This is a genomic window from Saccharothrix deserti (assembly GCF_009769385.1).
In the GTDB taxonomy this organism is placed as follows: Bacteria; Actinomycetota; Actinomycetes; order Mycobacteriales; family Pseudonocardiaceae; genus Actinosynnema; species Actinosynnema deserti.
Map to the genome: position 1 here is coordinate 47,261 of NZ_ML775960.1, position 22,897 is coordinate 70,157.

The window sequence follows — 22,897 nt, forward strand, 5'->3', positions numbered from 1 at the left end:
TCATCCCTTGATCGCTCCGGTGGTGATCCCACGCAGGAAGGACTTTTGCGGCGGATGGCACACGAGCAGGCTCGGCACCAGTGCCGGCAAGGCTCCGGCGAGCACGATTCCCGTCCGCACCCGGTCGTCGGAACGCGACGACGGCGGTGCGGCGGTCGGCGTGCGGTTCACCGGGCGCGGGCAGGCACGGGGAGGCGGCGGATCCGAGCCCGAATCCACGTCTTCCCCGTGCGGACTCCTTGCGTGCCAGCGCATAGGCGGCGAACACACTGACGGCAAGGTGGAGCAGTAGGGCACCATCGGCGACAATGAGCGGGTCCGCGCCGACGCGGCACCGGTCGCGGCACGTTTCACGTTCCGGGGCGTTCCGCGTGGCGTGGTTCCTGTGGGGCGACCCGGTTGGGGCCGCCCCACAGGGTGGGAAGCAACGGCACCGCCGCCACTAGCCGCCGCCCCCACGTCTTGGGTGTCGAGCGCCATCACCGGGCCACCTTGGGCGACCTGGCGGTCCACGTCCAGGAGTTGCGCAACCACCGCCGCTCCGGGGATTTCACCGGTTTGGCGGATGCCGCCGGGTCGGCGGACTCCGCGGCGACGGCGAGTCGGCCGTCGCGGGACCGGGTGCGGACCTTGATCGACGGTGCCGCGCCGCAGGCCCGGAGCTGGGACGACACGTCGCGCTCGGGCCGGGCCGGAGCACCGTTCGACAGCGGGGAACCGCAGGTCGAGGACACGACAAGACCCGCGACGGTCACGACAGCGGTGGCCGTGGTGCGCCCGCGGGAGGGTGTCATTGTCGCTGACTCCTGTCCACAGCCCTTGTTCAGATACATGAATTGGGGTCGTACTTGTGAACGTGTTGGGCGGACTGTAAGAATCGGCGCAGCGACGTGTCAAGAGCGTGTTGCCGGAACATTTCCCGTGGAGGACTTGGTGACTGGACCCGCGTCACCCGCTCGGCCGAACGCGGTCAAGTCGGCCGATCGGACTGTGGAACTGCTCGAAGTGCTGTCGGCGTCGGACCGCCCGTTGACGCTGACCGAACTGCACCGCGAGCTGAGCTACCCGAAGTCGAGCCTCTACATGCTCTTGCAGACGCTCGTCGCGCGCGGCTGGGTGGAACTCGACCCGAGCCGCGGCACCTACGGCATCGGTGTCCGGGCGCTGCTCGTCGGCACGTCGTACCTCGACCACGACCCGGTGGTGCAGGTGGCCATCCGGGTGATGGAGCAGGTGCGCCGGGAGATCAACGAGACGGTCCACCTGGCCCGGCTCGACGGCGCCGACGTGATCTACCTGGCCAGCCGCGAGTCCGAACACCACCTGCGCGTGGTCTCCCGCGTCGGACGCCGGCTGCCCGCGCACTCCACGTCGCTGGGCAAGGCGCTGCTGGCGGCGCGCACCCCGGCCGAGGTCGACTCGATACTGCCCGCGCGGCTGGACCCGCTCACCCCGAACACGATCATCGAACGCCCGGCGCTGCACGCGCAGCTCGCGGGGTTCCGAGCCGTCGGTTATGCGCACGAGCGCGAGGAGAACACGCCCGGTCTGGGCTGCTTCGCCGTCGCCCTGCCCTACCGCAACCCGGTGCTCGACGCGATGAGCTGCTCGGTGCCGCTGGGCCGGCTCGACCCGGACCACGAACGGCAGGTCGTCGAAGCACTGCTGCACGCCGCCCGCACGATCACCGAACTGCTGCGCCAGTTCGGCCGCTGACGTTGTTCTGACTACGTGAGTTTGCTTTGTGAGTTTGGCTTTGTGAGCTGACACTGTTGCTGAAAGGGCTCAACGTGACCGCACGAATCCTGATCACCGGCGCTGCCGGCGGGGTCGGCACGCTCATGCGCACCCGACTGGCCGCGCCGGACCGGACCCTGCGCCTGCTGGACATCGCCCCGCTGCCGCCGGCCGCCGACGGCGAACGGGTCGAGCTGGTCACGGCGTCGGTGACCGACGAGGCCGCGATGGAGGAGGCGTGCGCGGACGTCGACGCGGTGATCCACCTCGGTGGGCACAGCCTGGAGCGGCCGTGGGCGCAGATCCTGGACGTGAACATCAACGGCACGCACGTGGTGCTGGAGGCGGCGCGTCGGGCCGGCGTCAAGCGGGTCGTGCTGGCCAGCTCCAACCACGCCGTGGGGTACTACGAGCGGGCGTCCGGTGAGGCGGGCGACTACCTGTTCCCGCAGCCGGACACGTACTACGGCGTGAGCAAGGTGGCGTTGGAGGCCTTGGGGAGCCTGTACGCGTCGCGGTACGGCATGGACGTGATCGCGGTGCGGATCGGGTCGTGCTTCGAGAAGCCGCGTGACTTCCGGATGTTGTCGACGTGGTTGTCGCCCGACGACGGTGCGCGGCTGTTCGAGGCGTGTCTTTCGGCGCCGTCGCCCGGGTTCCGGGTGGTGTGGGGTGTTTCGGACAACGCGCGTCGGTGGTTCTCGTTGGCCGAGGCGGAAGCGTTGGGGTACAAGTCTTTGGACGACTCCGAGGTGTACGCGGAGGAAGTGCTGGCCGCGAGCGGCGAGCCGCCGGAGGACTCGCCCGCCCGGGTGTACTTGGGTGGCGCGTGGTGCAGCCCCGAGTTCGACACCGCGGTGAAGGAGGCCGGTCGATGAGCGGCGTGCAGGGGTACAACCCGCGGACCGGCGAGCCCGTCGGCGAGCCGGTGCCGGAGACCTCCGACCGCGAGGTCGACGCCGTGGCGCGGGCCGGCGAGGCGGCTTTCCCGGCGTGGTCCGCGATGCCGACGGCGGAACGGGCCGCGGTGCTCGACGCGGTGGCGGACGCGCTGGACGCGTCGGCCGAGGCGTTGGTGGAGCTCGCGGAGGCCGAGACGGCGCTGGGCGTGCCGCGGTTGACCACGGAGTTGAAGCGGACCACCAACCAGCTGCGGCTGTTCGGCGACGTGCTGCGTGAGGGCAGCTACGTCGAGGCCGCGCTGGACTCGGCGAACCCGGACATCATCCCGCCGCGGCCGGTGCTGCGGCGCATGCTCCGTCCACTGGGGACGGTCGGGGTGTTCGCCGCGTCGAACTTCCCGTTCGCGTTCTCGGTCGCGGGCGGCGACACGGCGTCCGCGCTCGCCGCCGGCTGCCCGGTGGTGGTGAAGGCGCACCCGTCGCACCCCGGCACGTCGCGCGAGACGGCGCGGATCGTCGCGTCCGTCGTGCCCGCGGGGGTGTTCGGCATCGTGCACGGCCAGCAGGCCGGTGTCGCGCTGGTCAAGCACCCCTCGATCAAGGCGGTGGGCTTCACCGGCTCCACCGCGGGCGGCCGCGCCCTGTTCGACATCGCCTCCGGCCGGCCCGATCCGATCCCGTTCTACGGCGAGTTGGGCAGCGTGAACCCGACCGTCGTGCTGCCGGGGGTCGCCACCGCGCGGCCGGAGGGGATCGCGGCGGAGTTCGTCGGCTCGCTGACGCTCGGCGTGGGCCAGTTCTGCACCAACCCCGGCCTGCTGTTCGCGCCGAAGTCGCTGGTGCCCGCGTTGGCGGACGCCGTGTCCTCGGCGGTCGGCGGTCCGATGCTCAACGAGCGCATGTCCGACGCGTACCGCTCCGGCACCGAGGGGCTGGGCGCGTCGGGTCTGGTCGAGCTGGTCGCCGAGGGGACCGCGCCCTCCGAGGGGTGGAGCGTCGAGCCCAAGCTGTACGAGGTGCCGCTGGCCGCGTTCGCGGAGAACCTGGAGAAGCTGACCGAGGAGCACTTCGGCCCGGCGGCGGTCGTGGTGACCTACGACGACCCCGCCGAGCTCGAACCGGTGCTGCCCCGGCTGCCCGGGACGCTCACCGGCACCGTGCACGCCGCCGAGGCCGAGCACGACGTGGCCGGGCGGGTCTCGGAGGCGTTGCGGCCGGTGGTGGGGCGGCTGATCTTCAACGGCTGGCCGACCGGGGTCGCCGTGGCCTGGGGCATGCACCACGGCGGTCCCTGGCCCGCCACCACCAACCCGCTGCACACGTCGGTCGGGTCCACCTCGATCCGGCGGTGGCTGGCGCCGGTGACCTACCAGTCCTGGCCGGACGACCTGCTACCCCCCGAGCTGCGGGACGACAACCCGTTGGGCATTCCCCGCCGGGTGGACGGGGTTCTGGGCGTCCACTGAGCCGGTCTGGTCCTTGCGAGTCACGCGCCGAGCCGGGTCGCCGTCGAGCGGCCCGGCTCGGCTCGTGCGGTGAATTCGACCACGGTGCGGACGACCCGGTCGAGGCCGGTTCGGTGGGACACGGACACGGACACGGACATCGGAGCCTCCGAATCGGCAGAGGAGCGAGTCAGGTGGGCGGGTAGAGGGAGTAGGACGGGAAGTTGCCGTAGAGGCGTTCGCCGGGCGGTCCTTCGGTGACCGCGTGCACCAGCAACGCCCCGCCGACGAACGCGCCGCGCCACGACGCCCCGCGTCCGCCGAACACCTCCTCGCGGTCACCGCGTGAGCGCGCCTTGCCGTGGCCGAACTTGAACGCGTTCACCTCGCCTGCCAGCCGCCGCACCACACCCTCGTCGTCACACGACAGCGAGGCGACCAACGCGCCGTTGCTGGCGTTCATCGCGGCCAGCAGCTCGGCCTCGGTGTCGACGAGCACGATCGTGTCCACCGGTCCGAACGGCTCGGCGTGGTGCAGCGGTGAGGACGGCGGCGGCGCGAGGATCGCGACCGGCGCGAAGTACGCCGACGTCTGCTGGTCGGGCAGGAACCGGCCGGCGTCCAGCGTGCCCCGGTAGAGCGGCACGCCGCCCTTGGCGATCGCCTCGTCCACGACGTCGGCCAGTTCCTTCGCCTTGGCGTCGGTGATCAGCGGGCCGAAGTCGAGCCGAGGCAGGTCGTCGTCCGGCGACGGGACGGCCAGCGGGTGGCCGAACGTCACCTCGCGGACCGCCTCCAGGTAGACCTCCAGGAAGGAGTCGAACAACGACCGCTGCACGACGTACCGCGGGTAGGCGGTGCAGCGCTGCTTGGCGTAGTCGAACGACTGGCGGATCTGCGGGCGCAGCGCGTCCCAGTCGCCGAACTCCCAGACGCCCCAGCAGTTCAGGCCTTCCTGTTCCAGGATGTGCCGTTTGGTGGCGTCGAGCCCGGTGTCGAGCCCGGTGACGATCTCGTTTCCGGCGCCGCGCCCGCCGACGAACGACAGGCAGCCGATGTCCGGTGAGCCGACCAGCACCGGCGACAGGTCCCGCCCGCCGCCGCTGACCAGGGTGAGTGGCAGGCCGTGCCGGACGACGAGGGCGGTGGCGAGGGTCAGGCAGCTGACGCCGCCGTCGGTGGGCGCTTTGGCGATGACCGCGTTGCCCGCCAACGCCTGCACGAGCATCGCGTGCATCAGGACGCTCATCGGGTAGTTCCAACTTGCGATGTTGCTGACCGGGCCGTGCAACGGGGTCCGGCCGTGGAGCATCGGGTCGATCTCCTCGACGTACCACTCGACGCCCTCGATGCACCGGTCGACGTCGGCCGTCGCCAGCCGCCACGGTTTGCCGATCTCCCAGACCAGCAACAACGCGAGCAGGTCGCGGTGGGCGTGCAGTTCGGCCAACGCGGCTTTGGTGCGGGCCTTGCGTTCCTCCAACGGGACCGCGGCCCACTTGCGGTGCTGCTCGACGGCCGCCGCGACGGCGTTCTCGGCCTGCGCGGCGTCGAGGCGGGGCGGTCCGGCGATGGTGGAGCCGTCCACGGGGGACGTGGCCTCGGTGGGTGTGCCGATGCGCTGCCACTCCCCGCCGACGTGGTTGAGCAGCCGGTCGTGGTGGAACGCCTCGGGCGCGATCCCGGCGCACCGGTCGTACAGCTCGGGCCACGAGGTGCCCGGCTTGAGGATCGGGGACATGTCGGTCCTCTCAGCTAGCGGCGGTGAGCGCCTTGCGCCCCAACAGGTCGATCGCGGCGTACACGCTGCGCAGGGTCGGCGCGGCGACGCCGGTGAGCCGGGCGATCTCCACGACCGCGCCGATGATCGCGTCGGTCTCCAACGCCTTGCCCGCTTCGAGGTCTTGGAGCATGGACGTCTTGTGGTGGCCCACCCGCTGGGCGCCGTCGATGCGCTTCTCGATGGAGATGCGGGGACGGCAGCCGACGGCGCGGGCGACCGCGATCGTCTCGGACATCATGAGCGCGACCAGCTCGCGGGTGTCGCGGTGCTCGCACATCTCCGCCATCGTGGCGCGGGTGAGCGCGCTGAGCGGGTTGAACGCGACGTTGCCCATCAGCTTGACCCAGATGTCGTCCCGGAGGTCGGGTTCGATGGGTGCTTTGAGGCCGCCCGCGACCATGGCCTCGCTGAGGTCCTTGCAGCGGGCGGAGATCGTGCGGTCGGGTTCTCCCAGGGAGAAGCGGGTGCCCTCGACGTGCCGGATGACGCCGGGCGCCTCGATCTCGGTGGAGCAGTAGACGACGCAGCCGATGGCGCGGCGGGTGTCGAGGACGGCGCTGACGCTGCCGCCCGGGTCGACGGCCTCGATGCGGGTGCCTTCGAGGGGGTGGCCGGTGAGGCCGTGGAAGTACCACCAGGGGATGCCGTTCTGCGCGGCGACGACGGCGGTGTCGGGGCCGAGCAGGGGGTTGATGAGCGGGCCGCAGGCGGCGTACTGGTGTGCCTTGAGCCCGAGGAACACGTGGTCGACCGGGCCGATGTCGGCCGGGTCGTCGGTGGCGTGCGGTGCGGCGGTGAAGTCGCCGCGGGGGCTGTGGACCCGGACACCGTTGCGGCGCATGGCTTCGAGGTGCGCGCCCCGTGCGACGAGGTGCACCTCCACCCCGGCGCGGTGCAGTGCCGCGCCGACGTAGGCACCGATGGCTCCGGCTCCGAGAACTGCGACTTTCATGATGTCCCTCGCCTTCGCAATGATTGCATACAGTATGTTGTATGAACCGTGCGAGCGATAGCCCAAACCGGGCGCCGAAGCGCGAGGTCGGCGGCGTCACTCGACCGAGTAGTCAGATTGCTTTTTGCATACGAAAGTCTGTATGCTGATGAGCGGGCATTTCCGACACCTGCCCGAGGAGGCGACCGTGAGTCAGCCCAACGTGCCGCTGATCGGCGCGGGCAATCCCCGCCGCGCGGCCCGCGAATCGCTGAGCAGCGCCGCCGCCCGCAAGGTCGAGCGGCCCGCGCCGTTGCGCCAGGCCGTCTACGAGGCCCTGCTCGACCTGATCGTGAACCGTACCCTCAAGCCCGGACAGCACCTCGTCGAGATCGAGCTGGCCGAGCACCTGGGCGTGAGCCGCCAGCCGGTGCGCGAGGCGTTGCAGCGACTGCAGACCGAGGGCTGGGTCGACCTGCGCCCCGCCCAGGGCGCGTTCGTGCACACGCCCACCGACGAAGAGGCCGACCAGCTCCTCTCCGTCCGCAACGTCCTGGAGACGTACTCGGCGAAGCTCGCGGCCCAGCACGCCACGCCCGAGGACGTCGAACAGCTCGAGAAGCTCCAGAACGAGGGCGTCGCCGCCCTCAAGGCCAAGGACGTGGAACGCGTCGTCGCGGCCAACGCCGCCCTGCACACGTTCATCACGCAGCTGTCCGGCAACACGGTGCTGGCCGAGATGATCGCCACGGTCGACCGCCGGGTCCGCTGGTACTACGCGCCGCTGGCGCTGACCCGCGGCAAGGACGCCTGGAACGAGCACGCCGACATCATCGCGGCCATCAACGAGGGCGACGCCGAACGCGCCTCGCTGCTGATGGGCCGGCACACCGAGCGCACTCGCACCGCGTACCACGAGCACCGCGACGCCTCGCAGTCGAAGTGACCGCTGGAGCCGAGGGGCGTGATGGTGAGCACTCCTCGGCTCCAGCGGGGCCTGGAGCGTGATCGGGACCACTGGGCGGTGTCCCACATCGGGTTACCGAAGCCCAGTTCAGAGCACCTGAATCGAGCACAGGTGACCGCCCTCACGCTGCGGGCGTTTTGTATACGAAAGCCTGTATTCTGGATGTAGCACCTCCGGCCGGTGCAGATGCGGTCTACTGGAGTCGCCTCCGAAGGCGCAGGCGCTCAACCACAATCCGAAGCAAGAGAGGTAGCACCATGCCTGGATGGCAGCAGCTCAAGCACGCCCTGACCCGGCCCGCCGGGTTCTCCGCCGACGGCAGGCGGATCGGCCTCGGCCTGGACACCGCGCTGGACGCCCAGCGCCGGGAGACCGACGACGCCGTCTCGGACATCGAGCACTACGTGAACGACAAGCGCAGCAAGGGCGAAGAGACCACCACGGTCTCCTGACGCCCGGAGGCCACCGGTGAACGCCCACGAGGGAGCCGGACGACGCCCACAGCACCGCCCGGCTCCCCGGCTCACGACCCGGCTGCGCCCTCCTGCTGTGCGCCCTCCTGCTCGGCCCGCTGCCGGGCCTGGCGCGACGCGAGCAGGCTCGCCACGGTCGTGATCAGCAGCACCACCACGATGACCCCGAGCGACAGCAGGATCGGGATCTCCGGCGCCCACGCGACGCCGTGGTGGTGCAGTGCCTCGAGGATCAGCTTCACCCCGATGAACGCGAGGATCACCGCGAGACCCTTGCCGAGGTGGACGAGCCGGTCGAGCAGACCGCCGACCAGGAAGAACAACTGGCGCAACCCCATCAGCGCGAACGCGTTGGCGGTCAGCACCAGGTAGCCCTCCTTGGTCAGGCCGAAGATCGCCGGGATCGAGTCGACCGCGAACAGCAGGTCCGTGGTCCCGACCGCGACCATCACGATCAGCATCGGCGTGACCAGCCGCTTCCCGTCGACCCGCGTGGTCAACGCCGCGCCGTCGTACCGCGGGCTGGTGGGCAGCACCCGGCGCACCGCGCGCAGCACCGCGTTCTCCGGGAACTCGCCCTCCTCCGCGCCCGGTCCCTCCTTCAGCATCTTCCACGCGGTGAAGATCAGGAACGCGCCGAAGACGTAGAACAGCCAGTCGAACCGGGCGATCGCCTCGGCGCCGACCGCGATGAACACCGCGCGCAGCAGCAAGGCCAGCACCACGCCGACGATCAACACCTTCTGCCGGTACTCGCGCGGCACCGCGAACCGGCCCATGATCAGCACGAACACGAACAGGTTGTCCACGCTGAGCGAGTACTCGGTGATCCACCCGGCGAAGAACTCGCCGCCGTACCGAGGACCGGCGAACACCAGCACACCGAGGCCGAACAGCACCGCGAGCCCGACGTACACCGACACCGACACCAGCGATTCCCGGAACGACGGGTCACGCGGGTTGCGCGCCACGAGGTAGAAGTCGAACGCGATCACCGCGGTGATCCCGCCCAACGTGGCGATCCAGACCCAGGTGGGGATGGCCATCTGTGCGAGCCCTTCGCTAGCCGGTCACTTCGTCGCGGCGGCACGCCTCCGTCGTCCGCGTGCCGACGATTCCCGCACCACGCGGGCGTGCGTCACGTAGCGCTCATACCACTGCTGCGCCACCATGTTGCCGGAGCGGACCTTGTCGAGCCAGTGTGGCGCGATCCGCTCGTGCAGCCAGAGGAACCCGATCGCCCATCCGAAGCTCACGATCCCCTGGTAGGCGAGGAACCCCAGCACGTCGGCGGGCGGTGTGAACCCGCCGCCGAGCAGGAATCCCGTGGACGTCTCGGCCACCAGTCGGGCCAACGGGAAACCCGCCAGCCAGTACAGGGCCGCAGGCGCGAACACGCCGAGCCGGAACCGGCCCGTGCCCACTAACAGCCCGAACCCGCCGCCGAGCAGCCCCAGTGGCACGGCCATGGCGAGCGCCGTAGCGGCGGCCCAACCGTAGGGCTGGCCCACGAACGCCGCGAGCACGCCCGCGACGAGCCCGCCGACCGCGCCGACCACCGCGCCCGGCACCGTCAGCTCCAACCGCTCCCGCACGGCGCCCATCAGCTGACCACCACGCCGAAGCGGAGCAGGCTGTAGAGCAGCATGCCGAGGTAGAACACGGCGCCGAAGCCGATGATCAGGTTGGTGAGGAGCTTGGGCCGGATGGGTTTGGGCAGCATCCGGTTGTTCACCAGCAGCAGCACCACGCAGTAGGCGCCCATGGCGAACGTCGACAGGAACGCGAGGATGTCGAGGATCGCGCCGGGTCCGTCGGCGGGCCCGAACAGCAGGATGACGATGCCGAACGCGATGACGCCCCACAGGAACCCGGCGTACAGGTGGGACATGCGGAACCGCTTCGCACCGGGCACGAAGTGGTAGGTCATGTCCGCCTGGCCGCGGGAGAACGAGTCGAACAGGCCGAGCGTGGCGTTGAGGCCGATCAAAGCGATGAACCCGAGGAACAGCCCACCCAGCACGGGCCCGCCGGCCGCCGCGAACGACTCGGACATCGCGTTGAGCGCGGCTTCCCGTTCGCCCGCCTCCAGCAGGGACTTGACGTTCGGGCTCTCCCGGCTGGCCGCCTGCGCCAGCACTGTGAACGAGACCGTGACGAGCATCGTGACGCCCCAGAACAACAACAGCGCGTCGAACGTGACCCACCGCCGCCAGCCGCGCCACTTGGCCATCTCGTCCGGGTCCGCGGTGTCGAACATGAACCCGCGGGCGGGCATGGCCTCCTCCTCCCCCGCGTGCCGCAGACCGCGGATGCGGGGGATGTGCGCGCCCATGCCGGCGCCGCTGTCGCGCAGGTGCAGCGTGTACCACATCTGCTGCATGCCGGACGGTCCGGCGAACGCGATGGAGCCGACGATGATCGGGAACCAGGCCGCGCTGAGCGCTTCCGGCGGCAGGTAGCCGAAGTGGAACATGCCGGTGATGGTGGACACGACATCCGCCCACGTGCCCACCATCGACGCGACCACGGCCGTGCCGACCACGAGCAGTCCGATGAGGAGGGACAGCACGTTCTCCAGCAGGTTGTAGATCACCTTGGCGAGGCTGAACACGACGCCGACGAGGATCAGGCCGACGCACGCCGACACCGTCCACGGTATGCCGGTCAGCTCCTCCAGCGCGGCCGCGCCCGCGGAGAGGTGTCCGGGCCAGATGTAGACCAGGATCGCGACGGTGAAGAAGAACCACATGATCGGTTTGAACACGCGGGCCGCGCCGAAGAAGATGCTCTCACCGGTGGCCATCGCGTAGCGGGCCATCTCCAGCATGACGACGGCCTGGAGCGTCACGCCGATGAGGAACAGCCATCGGATCTCCGGGCCGAACAGCAGCACGAGCCGCGGCCACATGTAGGACTCGCCCATGCCGACGCCGAGCGCGACGAGGAACACCGTCGGGCCCAGGATGTGGATGGACGGCGGGGCGTCGGGCAGTTTCCTGATGGGCATCGCTTCCAGCCGCCCCGCCCGCCACACGCGTTCCTCCGGTGGAGGTGTGGTGACGTCCGCGCCCGACCGCGGTTCGGCGGGTGAGTTGGGTGTATCCACAACGGACCTCCCGGTGAGTTACTGCGTTTACCGCGTACGGCGACCTTCCCCCTTCACCACAGTTCCCTTCACAGCAGTCCGGCGGAGCGGGCCCAGCGGTACTTGGCGCCCAGCACGGCGACCGGCTTCTCCGTGGTGTACGGGTAGGCCACGATCCCGTGCCGGTACAGGTGTTCACTGGCTTCTTCGACTTCGACGTCGCCGGACAGCGAGGCGACGACGGGCTTGTGGATCCCCTTGTCCCGGTAGTGCTGGACGACCTCGACGACGAGTTCTGCGAACACCATCGGCGGGGTGACGATGGTGTGCCAGTAGCCGAGGATCAGCGCGTGCACGCGCTCGTCCTCCAGGCCGAGGGCGATGGTGTTGCGGTAGGTGGACGGCGGTTCGCCGCCGGTGATGTCGACCGGGTTGCCGGCCGCGCCGAACGGCGGGATGAACTCCCGGAACGCCGCGTCGAGGTCGGACGGGATCTCCATCAGGGCGAGGCCGTTGTCCACGCAGGCGTCGGACAGCAGCACACCGGAGCCGCCCGCGCCGGTGATGATGACGACGTTCTCGCCCTCGGGGGTGGGCAACAGGGGCACGCCGCGCGCGTACTCCAGCATGTCGTTGAGGCCGGGTGCCCGGATGACACCGCTCTGCCGCAGGATGTCGTCGTAGACCTTGTCGTTGCCGGCGAGCGCGCCGGTGTGGGAGCTGGCGGCTTTCGCGCCCTGTGCGGTGCGGCCTGCTTTGAGCACCACGACGGGTTTCTGCTTGGAGACCCGTTTGGCGGTTTCGGCGAACGCGCGGCCGTCCTTGAGGTCTTCCAGGTGCATGGCGATGAGCTGGGTGTTGTCGTCCTGCTCGAAGAACGTGAGCAGGTCGTCCTCGTCGATGTCGGCCTTGTTGCCGACGCCGACGATGGAGGACACGCCCATCCGGGCGGAGCGGCTGAACCCGAGGATCGCCATGCCGATGCCCCCGCTCTGCGAGGACAGGGCGACCCCGCCCTTCACGTCGTACGGGGTGCAGAACGTAGCCGAAAGGTTTTCAGGCGTGTAGTAGTAGCCGTAGATGTTCGGCCCGAGGATGCGCACGCCGTGCTTGCGCGCGATCGTCACCACCTCGTCCTGCAACTCGTGGTTGCCGGTCTCCCCGAAGCCGGAGGGGATGAGGATCGCGCCCGCCACGCCCTTCGCGCCGACCTCCTCCAACGCGGCGGGCACGAACTTGGCCGGGATGGCGAACACCGCCACGTCCACGTCGCCGGGCACGTCGGCGATGCTGCGGAACGCCTTGCGGTCCATGATCTCGTCCGCTTTGGGGTTGATCGGGTAGATCTCGCCCTGGTAGCCGCCGTTGACCAGGTTGCGCATCACCGAGTTGCCGATCTTGCCGGTCTCGTTGGACGCCCCGATCACCGCCACGGCGGCGGGTTTCATGATCCGGTTCATCGAGGCCAGGATCTCCTCCTGGCTGAACCGGACCGGCTCGCGCGCGGCGTCCTGGTCGACCAGGATGCGCACGTCGACGGCGGTCGCGCCGTCCGGTGTGGCAAGCACCGGGTTGAGGTCGACCTCGGCGAGTTCCGGGAAGTCCGTGACCAGGTCACCGACCCGTCGGATCAGGTCCGCGAGCGCGTCCCGGTCGGCGGGCGGCGCACCGCGCACCCCGCGCAGGACCTCGGCCGCCGCGATGCCGTCCACCATGGACATCGCCTCGGCCGCGGTGGTCGGCGCGAGGCGGAACGTGACGTCCTTCAGCACCTCGACCAGCACGCCGCCCAGGCCGAAGGCGACGATCTTGCCGAACGTGTCGTCCGTGGTCGCGCCGATGATCACCTCCTGACCGGAGGTCATCAGCTGCTGCACCTGGACGCCCACGATGTCCGCGTCGGCGTTGTAGGCGACGGCGTTGGCGATGATCGTGTCGAAGCCCGCCGCCACCTCCTCGGCGGTGCGCAGGCCCACCAGCACACCGCCCGCCTCGGTCTTGTGCAGGATGTCCGGCGAGACGATCTTGAGCACCACCGGCAGGCCGATGTCGCCTGCCAGCGCGACCGCCTCGTCCCGTGACGCGGCCAGGCCCTCGGCCGGGGTCGCGATCCCGTAGGCCTCGCAGACCAGCCTGCCCTCGGGCGCGGTCAGCGAGTCGCGCCCCTCGGCGGTGACCGCCGCGATGATCCGTTCGACCGCTGCCCGGTCGTAGTCCGGCATGACGTCTCCTTCGAATGTCGAGCGGTCGGATGTGCCCGAGTTCAGATGTGCCCGAGTTCGGATGTGCCCGAGTTCAGATGGCACCGATGGCCTTGAGCCGCTGCAACTGGTCGGGGAGGTAGCCGAGTTCGGCCAGCACCTCGCCGTTGTGCTCGCCGAGCAACGGCGACCGCTGGACGTCCACGGGCGAGTCGGAGAGCTTCAACGGGCTGCCCACGGTCTTGTAGGCGCCGCGCTCGGGGTGCTCGACCTCGACGACGGAGCCCAGTTCGGCCAACGTCTCGTCCTCGATCAGCTCACGGGTGGACAGGATCGGGCCGCACGGGATGTCGTGGGCGTTGAGCGCGTCCATGACCTCCCACTTGGTGTGCCGCTCGGTCCACTCCTCGATCAGCGCGAACGCCTTGTCGAGCTTGTCCAGCCGGGCCTCGGGCGTGGCCCACGCCGGGTCCTCGGCCAACTCGGGCTTGCCGATCAGCTCGGTGATCGGCTTCCAGCCGACCGGCTGGATGATCACGTAGATGTAGTCGTTGGGTCCGCCGGGCGCGCAGCGCACCGCCCAGCCGGGCTGCCCGCCGCCGGACGCGTTGCCCGAGCGCGGCACCTCGGCGCCGAAGGTCTCGTTCGGGTACTCGACCAGCGGGCCGTGCGCGAGCCGTTGCTGGTCGCGCAGCTTCACCCGGCACAGGTTGAGCACCGCGTCCTGCATGGCCACCTGCACGCGTTGGCCGCGCCCGGTGGACGTGCGCTGGAACAACGCCGCGAGGATGCCCGCCACCAAGTGGATGCCGGTGCCCGAGTCACCGATCTGGGCGCCGGTCGCCAGCGGCGGGCCCTCCTCGAAACCGGTGGTGCTCATCGAGCCGCCCATGGCCTGCGCGATGACCTCGTAGGCCTTGAAATCGGCGTAACGGCCGGGGCCGAAGCCCTTGATCGACGCGTACACCAGGCCGGGGTTGAGCTCCTGGAGCCGTTCCCAGGTGAAGCCGAACCGGTCCACCACGCCCGGTCCGAAGTTCTCCACCAGCACGTCGGCCGTCGTGACGAGCTGGCCGAAGACCGCCTTGCCCTCGTCGCTCTTCATGTTGAGCGTGATGCTGCGCTTGTTCGCGTTCAGCATGGTGAAGTAGAGGCTGTCCACGCCGGGCAGGTCGCGCAGCTGCCCGCGGGTGATGTCGCCCCGGCCCGGAGCCTCCACCTTGATCACGTCGGCGCCCAGCCACGCCAGGATCTGCGTCGCCGATGGTCCCGATTGGACATGCGTCAGGTCCAGGACCCGGACGCCGTCGAGAGCCTTGCCCATTGCACGTCCTCCTTCTTGCTCGCTGGGATCGAGGAAACTCCTTGCCGCATAACGGGAGCGTTACTTGTACATGGTCTGGTTCATGGTTCCCGGCGCGTACGCGTCGGGGTCCACCCAGACGTTGATCAACGACGGCAGGCCGGACTCCCGGGCACGCTGGAGGGCGGGCGCGATGTCCTTGGGGTCGCGCACCTCTTCGCCGTGGCCGCCGAGCATCCGGGCGAACTCGTCGTAGCGGACGTCGCCCAGCGTGTTGCCGACCCGTTCGCGCGCCACGCCGTACTTCTGCGCCTGGCCGTAGCGGATCTGGTTCATCGACGAGTTGTTGCCGACGATGCCGACGAACGGCAGGTTGTAGCGGACCAGGGTCTCGAAGTCCCAGCCGGTGAGGCTGAACGCGCCGTCGCCGAACAGGGCCACGACCTCCTTGTCCGGCCGGGCCAGCTTGGTGGCCAGCACGAACGGCACGCCGACGCCGAGCGTGCCCAGCGGACCGGGGTCCATCCAGTGTCCGGGCGACTTCGGCTGCACGACCTGGCCGGAGAAGGTGACGATGTCGCCGCCGTCGCCGATGTAGATCGAGTCCTCGGTCAGGAACTGGTTGATCTCGTGCACCAGCCGGTACGGGTGGATCGGGGTGGCGTCGGAGTGCAGCTGCGGCAGCCGCTTCTCGCGCGCCTTCTCCTCCACCGCCTGCAGTTCCTCCAGCCACGGCTTGCGCGCCACCGCGCCGGTGTCCGTGCGGCCGGACGCCGCCTGGGTCACCGCGCTCAGCACCAGGTCGGCGTCACCGACGATGCCCAGGTCGACGTCCCGGTTCTTGCCGACCGTGCGGTAGTCCAGGTCGATCTGCACCACGGTCGCCTTGGCCGAGAGCCGGCGGCCGTAGCCCATCCGGAAGTCGAACGGGGTGCCGACGATGACGATCACGTCGGCGTTGTCGAACGCGTAGCGCCGGGACAGCTGGAAGTGGTGCGGGTCGCCGGGCGGCAGCGTGCCGCGGCCCGCGCCGTTCATGTAGGCGGGGATGTTCAGCGCGCGGACGAGTTCGACCGCCGAGTCGGTGGCACGCGTGGTCCACACTTGGCTGCCGAACAGCACGACCGGCTTCTTGGCGTGCACCAACAGGTCTGCGAGCCGTTCGATCGAGGTGGGGTCGCCCGCGTTGCGGGTGGACGCGCGGTAGCGGCCCGCCTCCGGGATGCGCGCCTGGTCCACGCGCACCGAGGCGTCCAGCACGTCGCGCGGGATCTCCAGGAACGACGGGCCGGGCGCGCCGTTGTAGGCCTCGCGGAACGCCATGGACACCAGGTCGGCGATCCGCGCGGTGGACGGCACGGTCGCGGCGAACTTGGTGATCGGGGTCATCATGTCGACGTGCGGCAGGTCCTGCAGTGAGCCCATCTTGTGCTGGCTCAACGCCCCCTGGCCGCCGATCAGCAGCATCGGGCTCTCCGCCCGGAACGCGTTGGCCACGCCGGTGACCGCGTCGGTGGTGCCGGGTCCGGCGGTCACCACGGCGCAGCCCGGTTTGCCGGTGACGCGGGCGTAGGCGTCCGCGGCGTGCGCGGCCACCTGCTCGTGCCGCACGTCGATCACGGCGATGCCCTCGTCGACGCAGCCGTCGTAGATGTCGATGATGTGGCCGCCGCAGAGGGTGAAGATCGTGTCGATGCCCTCGGCCTTGAGTGCCTTGGCCACCAGGTGTCCGCCGGAGATCAGTTCCGGCCCCGCGTCGGGAACGTCAGCCGGCCCCGCGCTGTTGCCCGTCGCAGCTTCGGTCGCTGTCCGCGCCATGTGCTGGTCAACTCCTTCGATCGCGGTCGGATCCGCCCCTCTCAGGAGTGGGTTCCGACCCTGGAACCGGCCCAGTTGTAGATTGCATACCGTATGGGGTAGCCATATAGTTACGCCTTGTTCGCGCCGATGTCCAGAGCCGGGAACACGGGAAGTTCCGCGGGACTCCCGCCGCTCCACACCGCTCGCCGTCGGCGCCCCACCGCGCGGAGAGGACTTCTGCCGTGGATCTGCACGAACACCAGGCCAGGGATCTGTTCGCGGCGCACGCCGTCCCGGTGCCGCACGGCGTGCTCGCCGTGACACCGGACGAGGCGCACGCCGCGGCGACGTCCATCGGCGGCACCGTCGTGGTGAAGGCGCAGGTGAAGACCGGCGGCCGGGGCAAGGCGGGCGGTGTGAAGCTCGCGCACTCGCCCACCGAGGCACGGGAGGTGGCCTCGGACATCCTCGGGATGGACATCAAGGGCCACGTCGTGCGCGAAGTGCTGGTCGTGGAGGCCAGCGACATCGTTTCGGAGTACTACTTCTCGTTCCTGCTGGACCGGGCGAACCGGACGTTCCTCGCGATGGCGTCCGTCGAGGGCGGCATGGACATCGAGGAGGTCGCGGCACATCGGCCCCACGCGCTGGCCCTCGTGCCGGTGACCGAGGTGGATCCGGCGAAGGCGCACGAGATCGTGACGGCGGCCGACTTCCCGCCCTCGGTGGCCGACCAGGTGGCCGACGTGATCGTGCGGCTGTGGGAGACGTTCGTGGCGGAGGACGCCACGCTGGTCGAGGTGAACCCGTTGGTGTGCACCCGTTCCGGCTCGGTCCTCGCGGTGGACGGCAAGATCACGTTGGACGACAACGCGGCGTTCCGGCACCCTGCGCACGCGGCGTTGGCGGACGTCACGGCCGAGGACCCGCTGGAGGCGGCGGCTCGTGCCCGTGGTCTCAACTACGTGAAGCTGGACGGCCAGGTCGGCGTGATCGGCAACGGCGCCGGGCTGGTGATGTCCACGTTGGACGTCGTCGCGTACGCGGGTTCGCGGCACGGCGGCGTGCGGCCCGCGAACTTCCTCGACATCGGCGGCGGTGCGTCGGCGCAGGTGATGGCGGACGGGCTGGACATCATCCTCAACGACCCGGACGTGCGGTCGGTGTTCGTCAACGTCTTCGGCGGCATCACGGCGTGCGACGCGGTGGCGGACGGGATCGTGGCGGCGCTCGGGATGCTCGGCGACGCGGCCACCAAACCGTTGGTGGTGCGGTTGGACGGCAACAACGTGGAGGAGGGCAGGCGGATCCTCGCCGAGGCCGCGCACCCGTTGGTGACCGTGGTGGACACGATGGACGACGCGGCCGACCAGGCCGCGCGACTCGCTGCCGTGGGGGTTTGAGATGGCCGTCTTCATCACCGAGCACAGCCGGGTGATCGTGCAGGGCATGACCGGAGCCGAGGGAGCCAAGCACACCAAGCGGATGCTCAAGTCCGGGACCCGGATCGTCGGCGGCGTGAACCCGCGCAAGGCCGGGGAGGTGGTCGACTTCGACGGTCACGTGCTGCCGGTGTTCGGCAGCGTTTCGTCGGCTGTGGAGGCGACGGGCGCGGACGTGACGGTCGTCTTCGTGCCGCCCGCGTTCACGAAGGACGCGGTGATCGAGGCTGTCGACGCCGGTATCGGGTTGGCCGTCGTGATCACGGAAGGCGTGCCCGTGCACGACACGGCGGCGTTCTGGTCGCACGCAGTCTCTTCGGGTGGGCGGACCCGGATCATCGGCCCGAACTGCCCCGGCGTGATCAGCCCGGGTCGGTCGAACGCGGGGATCATCCCGGACGACATCTGCGGGCCGGGCCCGATCGGCCTGGTGTCGAAGTCGGGGACGTTGACCTATCAGCTCATGTACGAGCTTCGGGACATCGGTTTCACGACAGCGGTCGGGATCGGCGGCGATCCGATCATCGGCACGACGCACATCGACGCGCTGGCGGCGTTCGAGGCCGATCCGGAGACCGAGGCGATCGTGATGATCGGTGAGATCGGCGGTGACGCGGAGGAACGTGCCGCCGACTACATCCGTTCACACGTGACCAAGCCGGTGGTCGGGTATGTCGCGGGTTTCACCGCGCCTGAAGGCAAGACCATGGGACACGCGGGCGCCATCGTCTCCGGTTCGGCGGGGACGGCTCAGGCCAAGAAGGAGGCTCTGGAGGCGGCGGGCGTGCGGGTCGGCAAGACGCCGAGCGAAACGGCCCGACTGCTGCGGGACCTGCTGGCCTGAGGATCGTCCGTTCCGGTGGAACCGAACCGCCGCTCACCCCGTCCTTGTGGAAGATTTTCAACCACCAGGACGGGGACGGCCGGCAGTGACGGACACCTACCGCATCTCGATCGACGGCGGCACCCACTTCTCCACGGCCGTCCACGGAGATCTCCGGTGAGCGGTCAGCCGAGGCGGTGACGACCCGCGTAGACGTTCATCGACGTGCCGCGCAGGAAGCCGACCAGGGTCATGCCCACCTCGGCGGCCAGGTCGACCGCCAGGGACGACGGTGCGGACACGGCGGCCAGGAACGGGATCCCGGCCATCGCCGCCTTCTGCACCAGTTCGAACGACGCCCGGCCGCTGACCACCAGCACGGTGGAGGTGAGCGGTAGGCCGCGGTTCTTCATGGCCCAGCCGACGACCTTGTCCACGGCGTTGTGCCTGCCGACGTCCTCCCTCAGGCACAGCAGCCGGCCCTCCGCGTCGAACAGGCCCGCCGCGTGCAGGCCGCCCGTGCGGTCGAAGACGCGTTGCGCGGCACGGAGTTCGTCCGGCAGCACGGCCAGTGCGTCGGCGTCGATGGTGAGCGGGTCGTCGGCCACCGGCCAGGTCGCGCTGGTGCGCACCGCGTCGAGGCTCGCCTTGCCGCACAGGCCGCACGACGACGTCATGTAGAAGTTGCGTTCGATCGACGGATCCGGCAGCGGCACGCCCTCCGCCAGGCCGACGTCCAGCACGTTGAACGTGTTGGCGCCGTCGGCGGTCGCGCCCGCGCAGTAGCGGATCGTGGTGACGTGCTCGGCGCTGCGCACCACGCCCTCGCTCACCAGGAACCCGGCCGCCAGGTCGAAGTCGTCACCCGGCGTGCGCATGGTCACGGACAACGCCTTGCCGGCGACCCGGATCTCCAGCGGCTCTTCGACCGTGAGCGTGTCCGCGCGGGCGTCGGCGACGCCGTCCACGACCCGCACGACCCGCCGCCTGCTCGTCACTCGTCCCATGTGGACACTCCCTCGTCTCGCACAGCGCGATGCACTCGGCCAGCAGCCGACGCAGTCCCTCGTCCCCCGCTCGATCCGCCACGGTCCTGGTCGCCCGGTGGACCGCCGACGTCGGCCACCGCCTCGTCCACCACGCCGGTTCCCGGTCGGCGGCTTTGAGGCAGTGCTCGACGATCGCCTGGGTGCAGCGCGCTCCGGAAGTGCCCAACAACGGCACGGCGAACTGGAGCAGCGCATGTCTCCCGGCGGCCGTGCACGAGTCGTTCACGCACCGGGCCACGGCCGCGAGCACGGGGTGCACGGTCGCGGGCCGGTCGGTCCACTCCTCGTCGGCCAACGTGGACACCAACTCCAGCAGGCAGCAGCCGTGTGCGGGGGTGACGTGCCGTCCCGGCGCCAACCGGGGCAGCCGGGTGGTCACGACGCCTCACGCGGGTGCGGCAGCAGTCGGGCAGGGCGTCCGGGGTGGCCGAACCGCCCACCCAGCGCCGCACCCGCCACACCGAGGACGGCGGCGGTGAGGAACGTGCTCGGGTAGCCGTGCGCCACGACGACCAGTGACGCCAGGCCGACACCCACGACACCACCGAGTGCCTTGGCGCTGTAGATGATCGCGAAGTTGAGCGGCGCGGTGTCCTCGCCGAAGTACTCGCGCACGAGTCCGACCAGCAGCGAGTAGCAGCAGCTCGTGCCCAGACCGGCGACGCCCGCGCCGATCAGCAGCGCCACGGCGTCCTGCCGTTGTCCGCCGAACAGCAGCACGAGTTGGGCCAGGCCGCCGGTCGCCATCGCCAGCCGCAACGTGAGCCGACGACCGATGGCCTCGGAGATCCGCCCGGCGAGCAGCCGACCCGCGCCCGCCGACGCGGCCAGCACCGCCAACGCCACCGCCGCGAACACTGTCCCGTCCACGAACACAGCGAGGAACACCAGGTCGAACAACGACACCGCCGCCGCGAACACCACCGTCACGTACATCGGCACGAGGACACCGCTGCGCAGCGCCTCCCCCGGCTTGAAGTGGCGGATGGCGGGCCGGTTGCTGCGGTGCGTGCGGGTTTCACGGCGACGCGGGTCGATGTCGGCGGGCCACCAGTTGCGTGGCGGGTCGCGCAACGGCAGGCCGCACGCGGTCACGACCACGAGCACCACCAAGGCCGCCGCGGACAGGAACACGGCCCGGTTGCCCAGGTCGAACCACACTCCGGCAGCCAGTGCGAACGGCACGCCACCGAGCGCGAACGCGCCGGTGATCAGGGCGATCCGGCCGGTGACCCGGTCCGGGAACCAGCGGATGACGTTACCGACGCACGTCGCGTAGACGAGGCCGGTGCCGATGCCGCCGGTCAGCGAGTAGCCGAGGTAGACGACGAGCAGGTTCTCGGCGAACCCGAGGGTGAGCAGACCCAGAGCGCTGAGCACGGCGCCGAGCACGACGGCGTTGCGCGGTGGCAGCAGGCCGCGTTCGCGCAGCCACGCGGCGGGGAAGGCGATGCCGGCCTGGCACGCCGTCCAGAGCGCGAACGCCCAGCACAGCTCGACCAGGCTCCACCGCTGTTCGAGGGTGGGCACGAGGGCGCCGAACCCGTACTGGCCGGTGCCGGTGACGAGCATGGCGATACCGCTCAGCCAGGCGATCCGGCTTCGTGGCCGGCCCAGCAGTTCGTGGTCCGACTCGCCGATGCGGTAGCGGCGGCCGTAGACGTCGAGGACTTCACGCACCTGCATGAGGCTCACCCTCCTTGCAGATTGTATACAGTATTGAGTAGCCTACTACCTTGTATGCATTCCTGAACACCCTCAGGCGGGCGACATGCGCATCCCCTGGACCGAGGCGAGGCAAGCCGCACGACAGGCGGGCAAGCCGCTGGACGTCGTGGAGTTGCCGTTGTCGCAGGCGTTGGGCGCGGTGCTGGCGAGCCCGTTGCGCGCCTTGGCGGCCGTCCCGTCGTTCGACAACTCCGCGATGGACGGCTACGCCGTGGCCGGACGCGGACCGTGGACGGTCGTCGGCCGGGTGCGCGCGGGCGGGGTGGCGGGCTCGTTGCGGGACGGTCAGGCGGTCGAGATCGCGACCGGCGCACCCGTGCCGTGCGGTGCGGACGCCGTGCTGCCGGTGGAACACGCCCAGACGGCGGGCGCGCTCGTCATGGGTGACGTGCAGCCCGGTCGGCACATCCGTCGGGTCGGCGAGAGCTGCCCGGAGGGTGAACTGCTGCTCCCGACTGGCGCGGTGGTGACGCCCGCGGTGCTCGGCCTGGCGGCGAGCGTCGGCCACGACACCGTTGCCGTGCACCGTCGTCCCCGCGTGGCGGCGGTGCTGACGGGCGACGAGGTGGTGACCGAAGGCGTGCCGGGGATCGGTCGGGTGCGTGACGCGATCGGGCCGGTGCTGCCGGGGCTGGTGCACGCGGCGGGCGCGGAGTCCGTCGGGATCACACACCTCGCCGACTACCCCGGCGCGCTGGTCGAGGCGCTGTGGGAGGTCGACGCGGACGTGCTCGTGGTCGGTGGCGCGACGTCGGTCGGCCCGGCCGATCACCTGCACGAGGCGCTGCGCGTGCTGCACGCGGACGTTCGGGTGGACGGTGTCGCGTGCCGCCCCGGTCACCCGCAGGTGCTGGCGGTGCTGCCGGACGGCCGGTTCGTGGTCGGGCTGCCGGGCAACCCGTTCGCCGCGTTGGCCGCCGGTCTCACGTTGCTGGTTCCGCTGCTGGAGGTGTTGTCCGGACGCGAGCCCGGCCCGGCGCGGATGGTCGAGGTGGTGGCGCCGTCGCACGGGCACGACACCCGGTTGGTGCCGGTGGTGGTGTCCGGGTCGGTCGGGTTGCCGGTGGGGCACGACCAGCCCGGCACGTTGTGGGGCGCGGCGTTGGCGGACGGGCTGGCGGTGGTGCCGCCGGGGTTCCGCAGTGGCGAGGTCGAAGTGCTGCCTGTCGCGGGCGCTCTTAGAGGCGTAGGGTTTTGAATACGGTATACAGTCTGCCGCCTACAA

20 protein-coding genes are annotated in these 22,897 nt (G+C 70.2%); 8 read left to right on the forward strand and 12 right to left on the reverse strand.

What is annotated here, in order from left to right; translation table 11 throughout:
* On the reverse strand, positions 1–171 hold the full coding sequence (locus FM051_RS02370; protein ID WP_158840155.1) for a hypothetical protein: 171 nt from the start codon (positions 169–171) through the stop codon (positions 1–3).
* Positions 172–479: 308 nt separating this feature from the next.
* Positions 480–794 carry a hypothetical protein gene (locus tag FM051_RS02375; protein WP_158840157.1) on the reverse strand — a complete coding sequence of 105 codons (315 nt, stop codon included), beginning with the start codon at positions 792–794 and terminating at the stop codon, positions 480–482.
* Between the two features lie 139 nt (positions 795–933).
* On the opposite strand from FM051_RS02375, the gene FM051_RS02380 reads away from it, so the two are divergent.
* The 3 genes from FM051_RS02380 to FM051_RS02390 all read left to right on the forward strand — a co-directional run bounded on the left by FM051_RS02380 (position 934) and on the right by FM051_RS02390 (position 4,105).
* The gene (locus FM051_RS02380) at positions 934–1,716 is read left to right on the forward strand and encodes an IclR family transcriptional regulator (protein ID WP_158840159.1); all 783 of its coding nucleotides are present in this window, start codon (positions 934–936) and stop codon (positions 1,714–1,716) included.
* A 74-nt stretch (positions 1,717–1,790) separates the two neighbouring features.
* Positions 1,791–2,615: an NAD-dependent epimerase/dehydratase family protein gene (locus FM051_RS02385; RefSeq protein ID WP_158840161.1), complete on the forward strand. Its 825-nt coding sequence runs from the start codon at positions 1,791–1,793 to the stop codon at positions 2,613–2,615.
* Positions 2,612–4,105, forward strand: coding sequence for an aldehyde dehydrogenase (NADP(+)) (locus FM051_RS02390; RefSeq protein ID WP_158840163.1), 1,494 nt, complete (start codon positions 2,612–2,614; stop codon positions 4,103–4,105). The genes FM051_RS02385 and FM051_RS02390 overlap by 4 nt, the downstream gene beginning before the upstream one ends.
* Before the next feature lie 169 nt (positions 4,106–4,274).
* On the opposite strand, the gene FM051_RS02395 is transcribed toward FM051_RS02390, so the two are convergent.
* Both FM051_RS02395 and FM051_RS02400 read right to left on the reverse strand, forming a co-directional pair.
* Entirely contained in the window at positions 4,275–5,825 is a 1,551-nt protein-coding gene (locus FM051_RS02395; protein WP_158840165.1) for an aldehyde dehydrogenase family protein, read from the reverse strand.
* 10 nt (positions 5,826–5,835) lie between these two features.
* The gene (locus tag FM051_RS02400) at positions 5,836–6,819 is read right to left on the reverse strand and encodes a 2-dehydropantoate 2-reductase (protein ID WP_158840167.1); all 984 of its coding nucleotides are present in this window, start codon (positions 6,817–6,819) and stop codon (positions 5,836–5,838) included.
* Positions 6,820–7,006: 187 nt separating this feature from the next.
* On the opposite strand from FM051_RS02400, the gene FM051_RS02405 reads away from it, so the two are divergent.
* Positions 7,007–7,744: a GntR family transcriptional regulator gene (locus tag FM051_RS02405; protein WP_238412091.1), complete on the forward strand. Its 738-nt coding sequence runs from the start codon at positions 7,007–7,009 to the stop codon at positions 7,742–7,744.
* Positions 7,745–8,022: 278 nt separating this feature from the next.
* Positions 8,023–8,217 carry a hypothetical protein gene (locus FM051_RS02410; RefSeq protein WP_158840171.1) on the forward strand — a complete coding sequence of 65 codons (195 nt, stop codon included), beginning with the start codon at positions 8,023–8,025 and terminating at the stop codon, positions 8,215–8,217.
* Positions 8,218–8,288: 71 nt separating this feature from the next.
* Here the strand turns inward: FM051_RS02410 and FM051_RS02415 are convergent, their stop codons facing one another.
* From FM051_RS02415 to FM051_RS02440, 6 genes are all read right to left on the reverse strand, one after another.
* On the reverse strand, positions 8,289–9,284 hold the full coding sequence (locus FM051_RS02415) for a TerC family protein (RefSeq protein WP_158840173.1): 996 nt from the start codon (positions 9,282–9,284) through the stop codon (positions 8,289–8,291).
* Positions 9,285–9,308: 24 nt separating this feature from the next.
* Positions 9,309–9,842 (reverse strand): hypothetical protein, encoded by a 534-nt coding sequence (locus tag FM051_RS02420; protein WP_158840175.1) that lies wholly within the window; start codon positions 9,840–9,842, stop codon positions 9,309–9,311.
* Positions 9,842–11,347: an Nramp family divalent metal transporter gene (locus FM051_RS02425; RefSeq protein ID WP_158840177.1), complete on the reverse strand. Its 1,506-nt coding sequence runs from the start codon at positions 11,345–11,347 to the stop codon at positions 9,842–9,844. The genes FM051_RS02420 and FM051_RS02425 overlap by 1 nt, the downstream gene beginning before the upstream one ends.
* A 68-nt stretch (positions 11,348–11,415) precedes the next feature.
* The gene (locus tag FM051_RS02430) at positions 11,416–13,548 is read right to left on the reverse strand and encodes an acetate--CoA ligase family protein (RefSeq protein WP_158840179.1); all 2,133 of its coding nucleotides are present in this window, start codon (positions 13,546–13,548) and stop codon (positions 11,416–11,418) included.
* A 73-nt stretch (positions 13,549–13,621) separates the two neighbouring features.
* On the reverse strand, positions 13,622–14,851 hold the full coding sequence (frc, locus tag FM051_RS02435; protein WP_158840180.1) for a formyl-CoA transferase: 1,230 nt from the start codon (positions 14,849–14,851) through the stop codon (positions 13,622–13,624).
* A 60-nt stretch (positions 14,852–14,911) separates the two neighbouring features.
* Complete coding sequence (locus tag FM051_RS02440) at positions 14,912–16,648, reverse strand: thiamine pyrophosphate-binding protein (RefSeq protein WP_158840182.1); 1,737 nt, start codon at positions 16,646–16,648, stop codon at positions 14,912–14,914.
* A 224-nt stretch (positions 16,649–16,872) separates the two neighbouring features.
* Between FM051_RS02440 and sucC the strand changes: the two genes are divergently transcribed.
* Positions 16,873–18,033, forward strand: a complete 1,161-nt coding sequence (gene sucC / locus FM051_RS02445) for an ADP-forming succinate--CoA ligase subunit beta (RefSeq protein ID WP_158840184.1) — start codon at positions 16,873–16,875, stop codon at positions 18,031–18,033.
* 1 nt (position 18,034) lies between these two features.
* On the forward strand, positions 18,035–18,916 hold the full coding sequence (gene sucD / locus FM051_RS02450) for a succinate--CoA ligase subunit alpha (protein ID WP_158840186.1): 882 nt from the start codon (positions 18,035–18,037) through the stop codon (positions 18,914–18,916).
* 164 nt (positions 18,917–19,080) lie between these two features.
* Here the strand turns inward: sucD and fdhD are convergent, their stop codons facing one another.
* Entirely contained in the window at positions 19,081–19,902 is an 822-nt protein-coding gene (gene fdhD / locus FM051_RS02455) for a formate dehydrogenase accessory sulfurtransferase FdhD (protein WP_158840188.1), read from the reverse strand.
* 417 nt (positions 19,903–20,319) lie between these two features.
* Positions 20,320–21,630: an MFS transporter gene (locus FM051_RS02460; RefSeq protein ID WP_158840190.1), complete on the reverse strand. Its 1,311-nt coding sequence runs from the start codon at positions 21,628–21,630 to the stop codon at positions 20,320–20,322.
* Positions 21,631–21,715: 85 nt separating this feature from the next.
* On the opposite strand from FM051_RS02460, the gene FM051_RS02465 reads away from it, so the two are divergent.
* Positions 21,716–22,870 carry a molybdopterin molybdotransferase MoeA gene (locus FM051_RS02465; RefSeq protein ID WP_158840192.1) on the forward strand — a complete coding sequence of 385 codons (1,155 nt, stop codon included), beginning with the start codon at positions 21,716–21,718 and terminating at the stop codon, positions 22,868–22,870.
* Positions 22,871–22,897 lie beyond the last annotated feature (27 nt).

Excerpts from the sequence above, each read along its gene's own strand:
- FM051_RS02375 (WP_158840157.1), bottom strand. The coding sequence starts at position 794 with ATGACACCCTCCCGCGGGCGCACCACGGCCACCGCTGTCGTGACCGTC.
- FM051_RS02390 (WP_158840163.1), top strand. The coding sequence starts at position 2,612 with ATGAGCGGCGTGCAGGGGTACAACCCGCGGACCGGCGAGCCCGTCGGC.
- FM051_RS02395 (WP_158840165.1), bottom strand. The coding sequence starts at position 5,825 with ATGTCCCCGATCCTCAAGCCGGGCACCTCGTGGCCCGAGCTGTACGAC.
- FM051_RS02400 (WP_158840167.1), bottom strand. The coding sequence starts at position 6,819 with ATGAAAGTCGCAGTTCTCGGAGCCGGAGCCATCGGTGCCTACGTCGGC.
- FM051_RS02410 (WP_158840171.1), top strand. The coding sequence starts at position 8,023 with ATGCCTGGATGGCAGCAGCTCAAGCACGCCCTGACCCGGCCCGCCGGG.
- FM051_RS02415 (WP_158840173.1), bottom strand. The coding sequence starts at position 9,284 with ATGGCCATCCCCACCTGGGTCTGGATCGCCACGTTGGGCGGGATCACC.
- FM051_RS02420 (WP_158840175.1), bottom strand. The coding sequence starts at position 9,842 with ATGGGCGCCGTGCGGGAGCGGTTGGAGCTGACGGTGCCGGGCGCGGTG.
- FM051_RS02430 (WP_158840179.1), bottom strand. The coding sequence starts at position 13,548 with ATGCCGGACTACGACCGGGCAGCGGTCGAACGGATCATCGCGGCGGTC.
- frc (WP_158840180.1), bottom strand. The coding sequence starts at position 14,851 with ATGGGCAAGGCTCTCGACGGCGTCCGGGTCCTGGACCTGACGCATGTC.
- FM051_RS02440 (WP_158840182.1), bottom strand. The coding sequence starts at position 16,648 with ATGGCGCGGACAGCGACCGAAGCTGCGACGGGCAACAGCGCGGGGCCG.
- sucD (WP_158840186.1), top strand. The coding sequence starts at position 18,035 with ATGGCCGTCTTCATCACCGAGCACAGCCGGGTGATCGTGCAGGGCATG.
- fdhD (WP_158840188.1), bottom strand. The coding sequence starts at position 19,902 with ATGGGACGAGTGACGAGCAGGCGGCGGGTCGTGCGGGTCGTGGACGGC.
- FM051_RS02460 (WP_158840190.1), bottom strand. The coding sequence starts at position 21,630 with ATGCAGGTGCGTGAAGTCCTCGACGTCTACGGCCGCCGCTACCGCATC.
- FM051_RS02465 (WP_158840192.1), top strand. The coding sequence starts at position 21,716 with ATGCGCATCCCCTGGACCGAGGCGAGGCAAGCCGCACGACAGGCGGGC.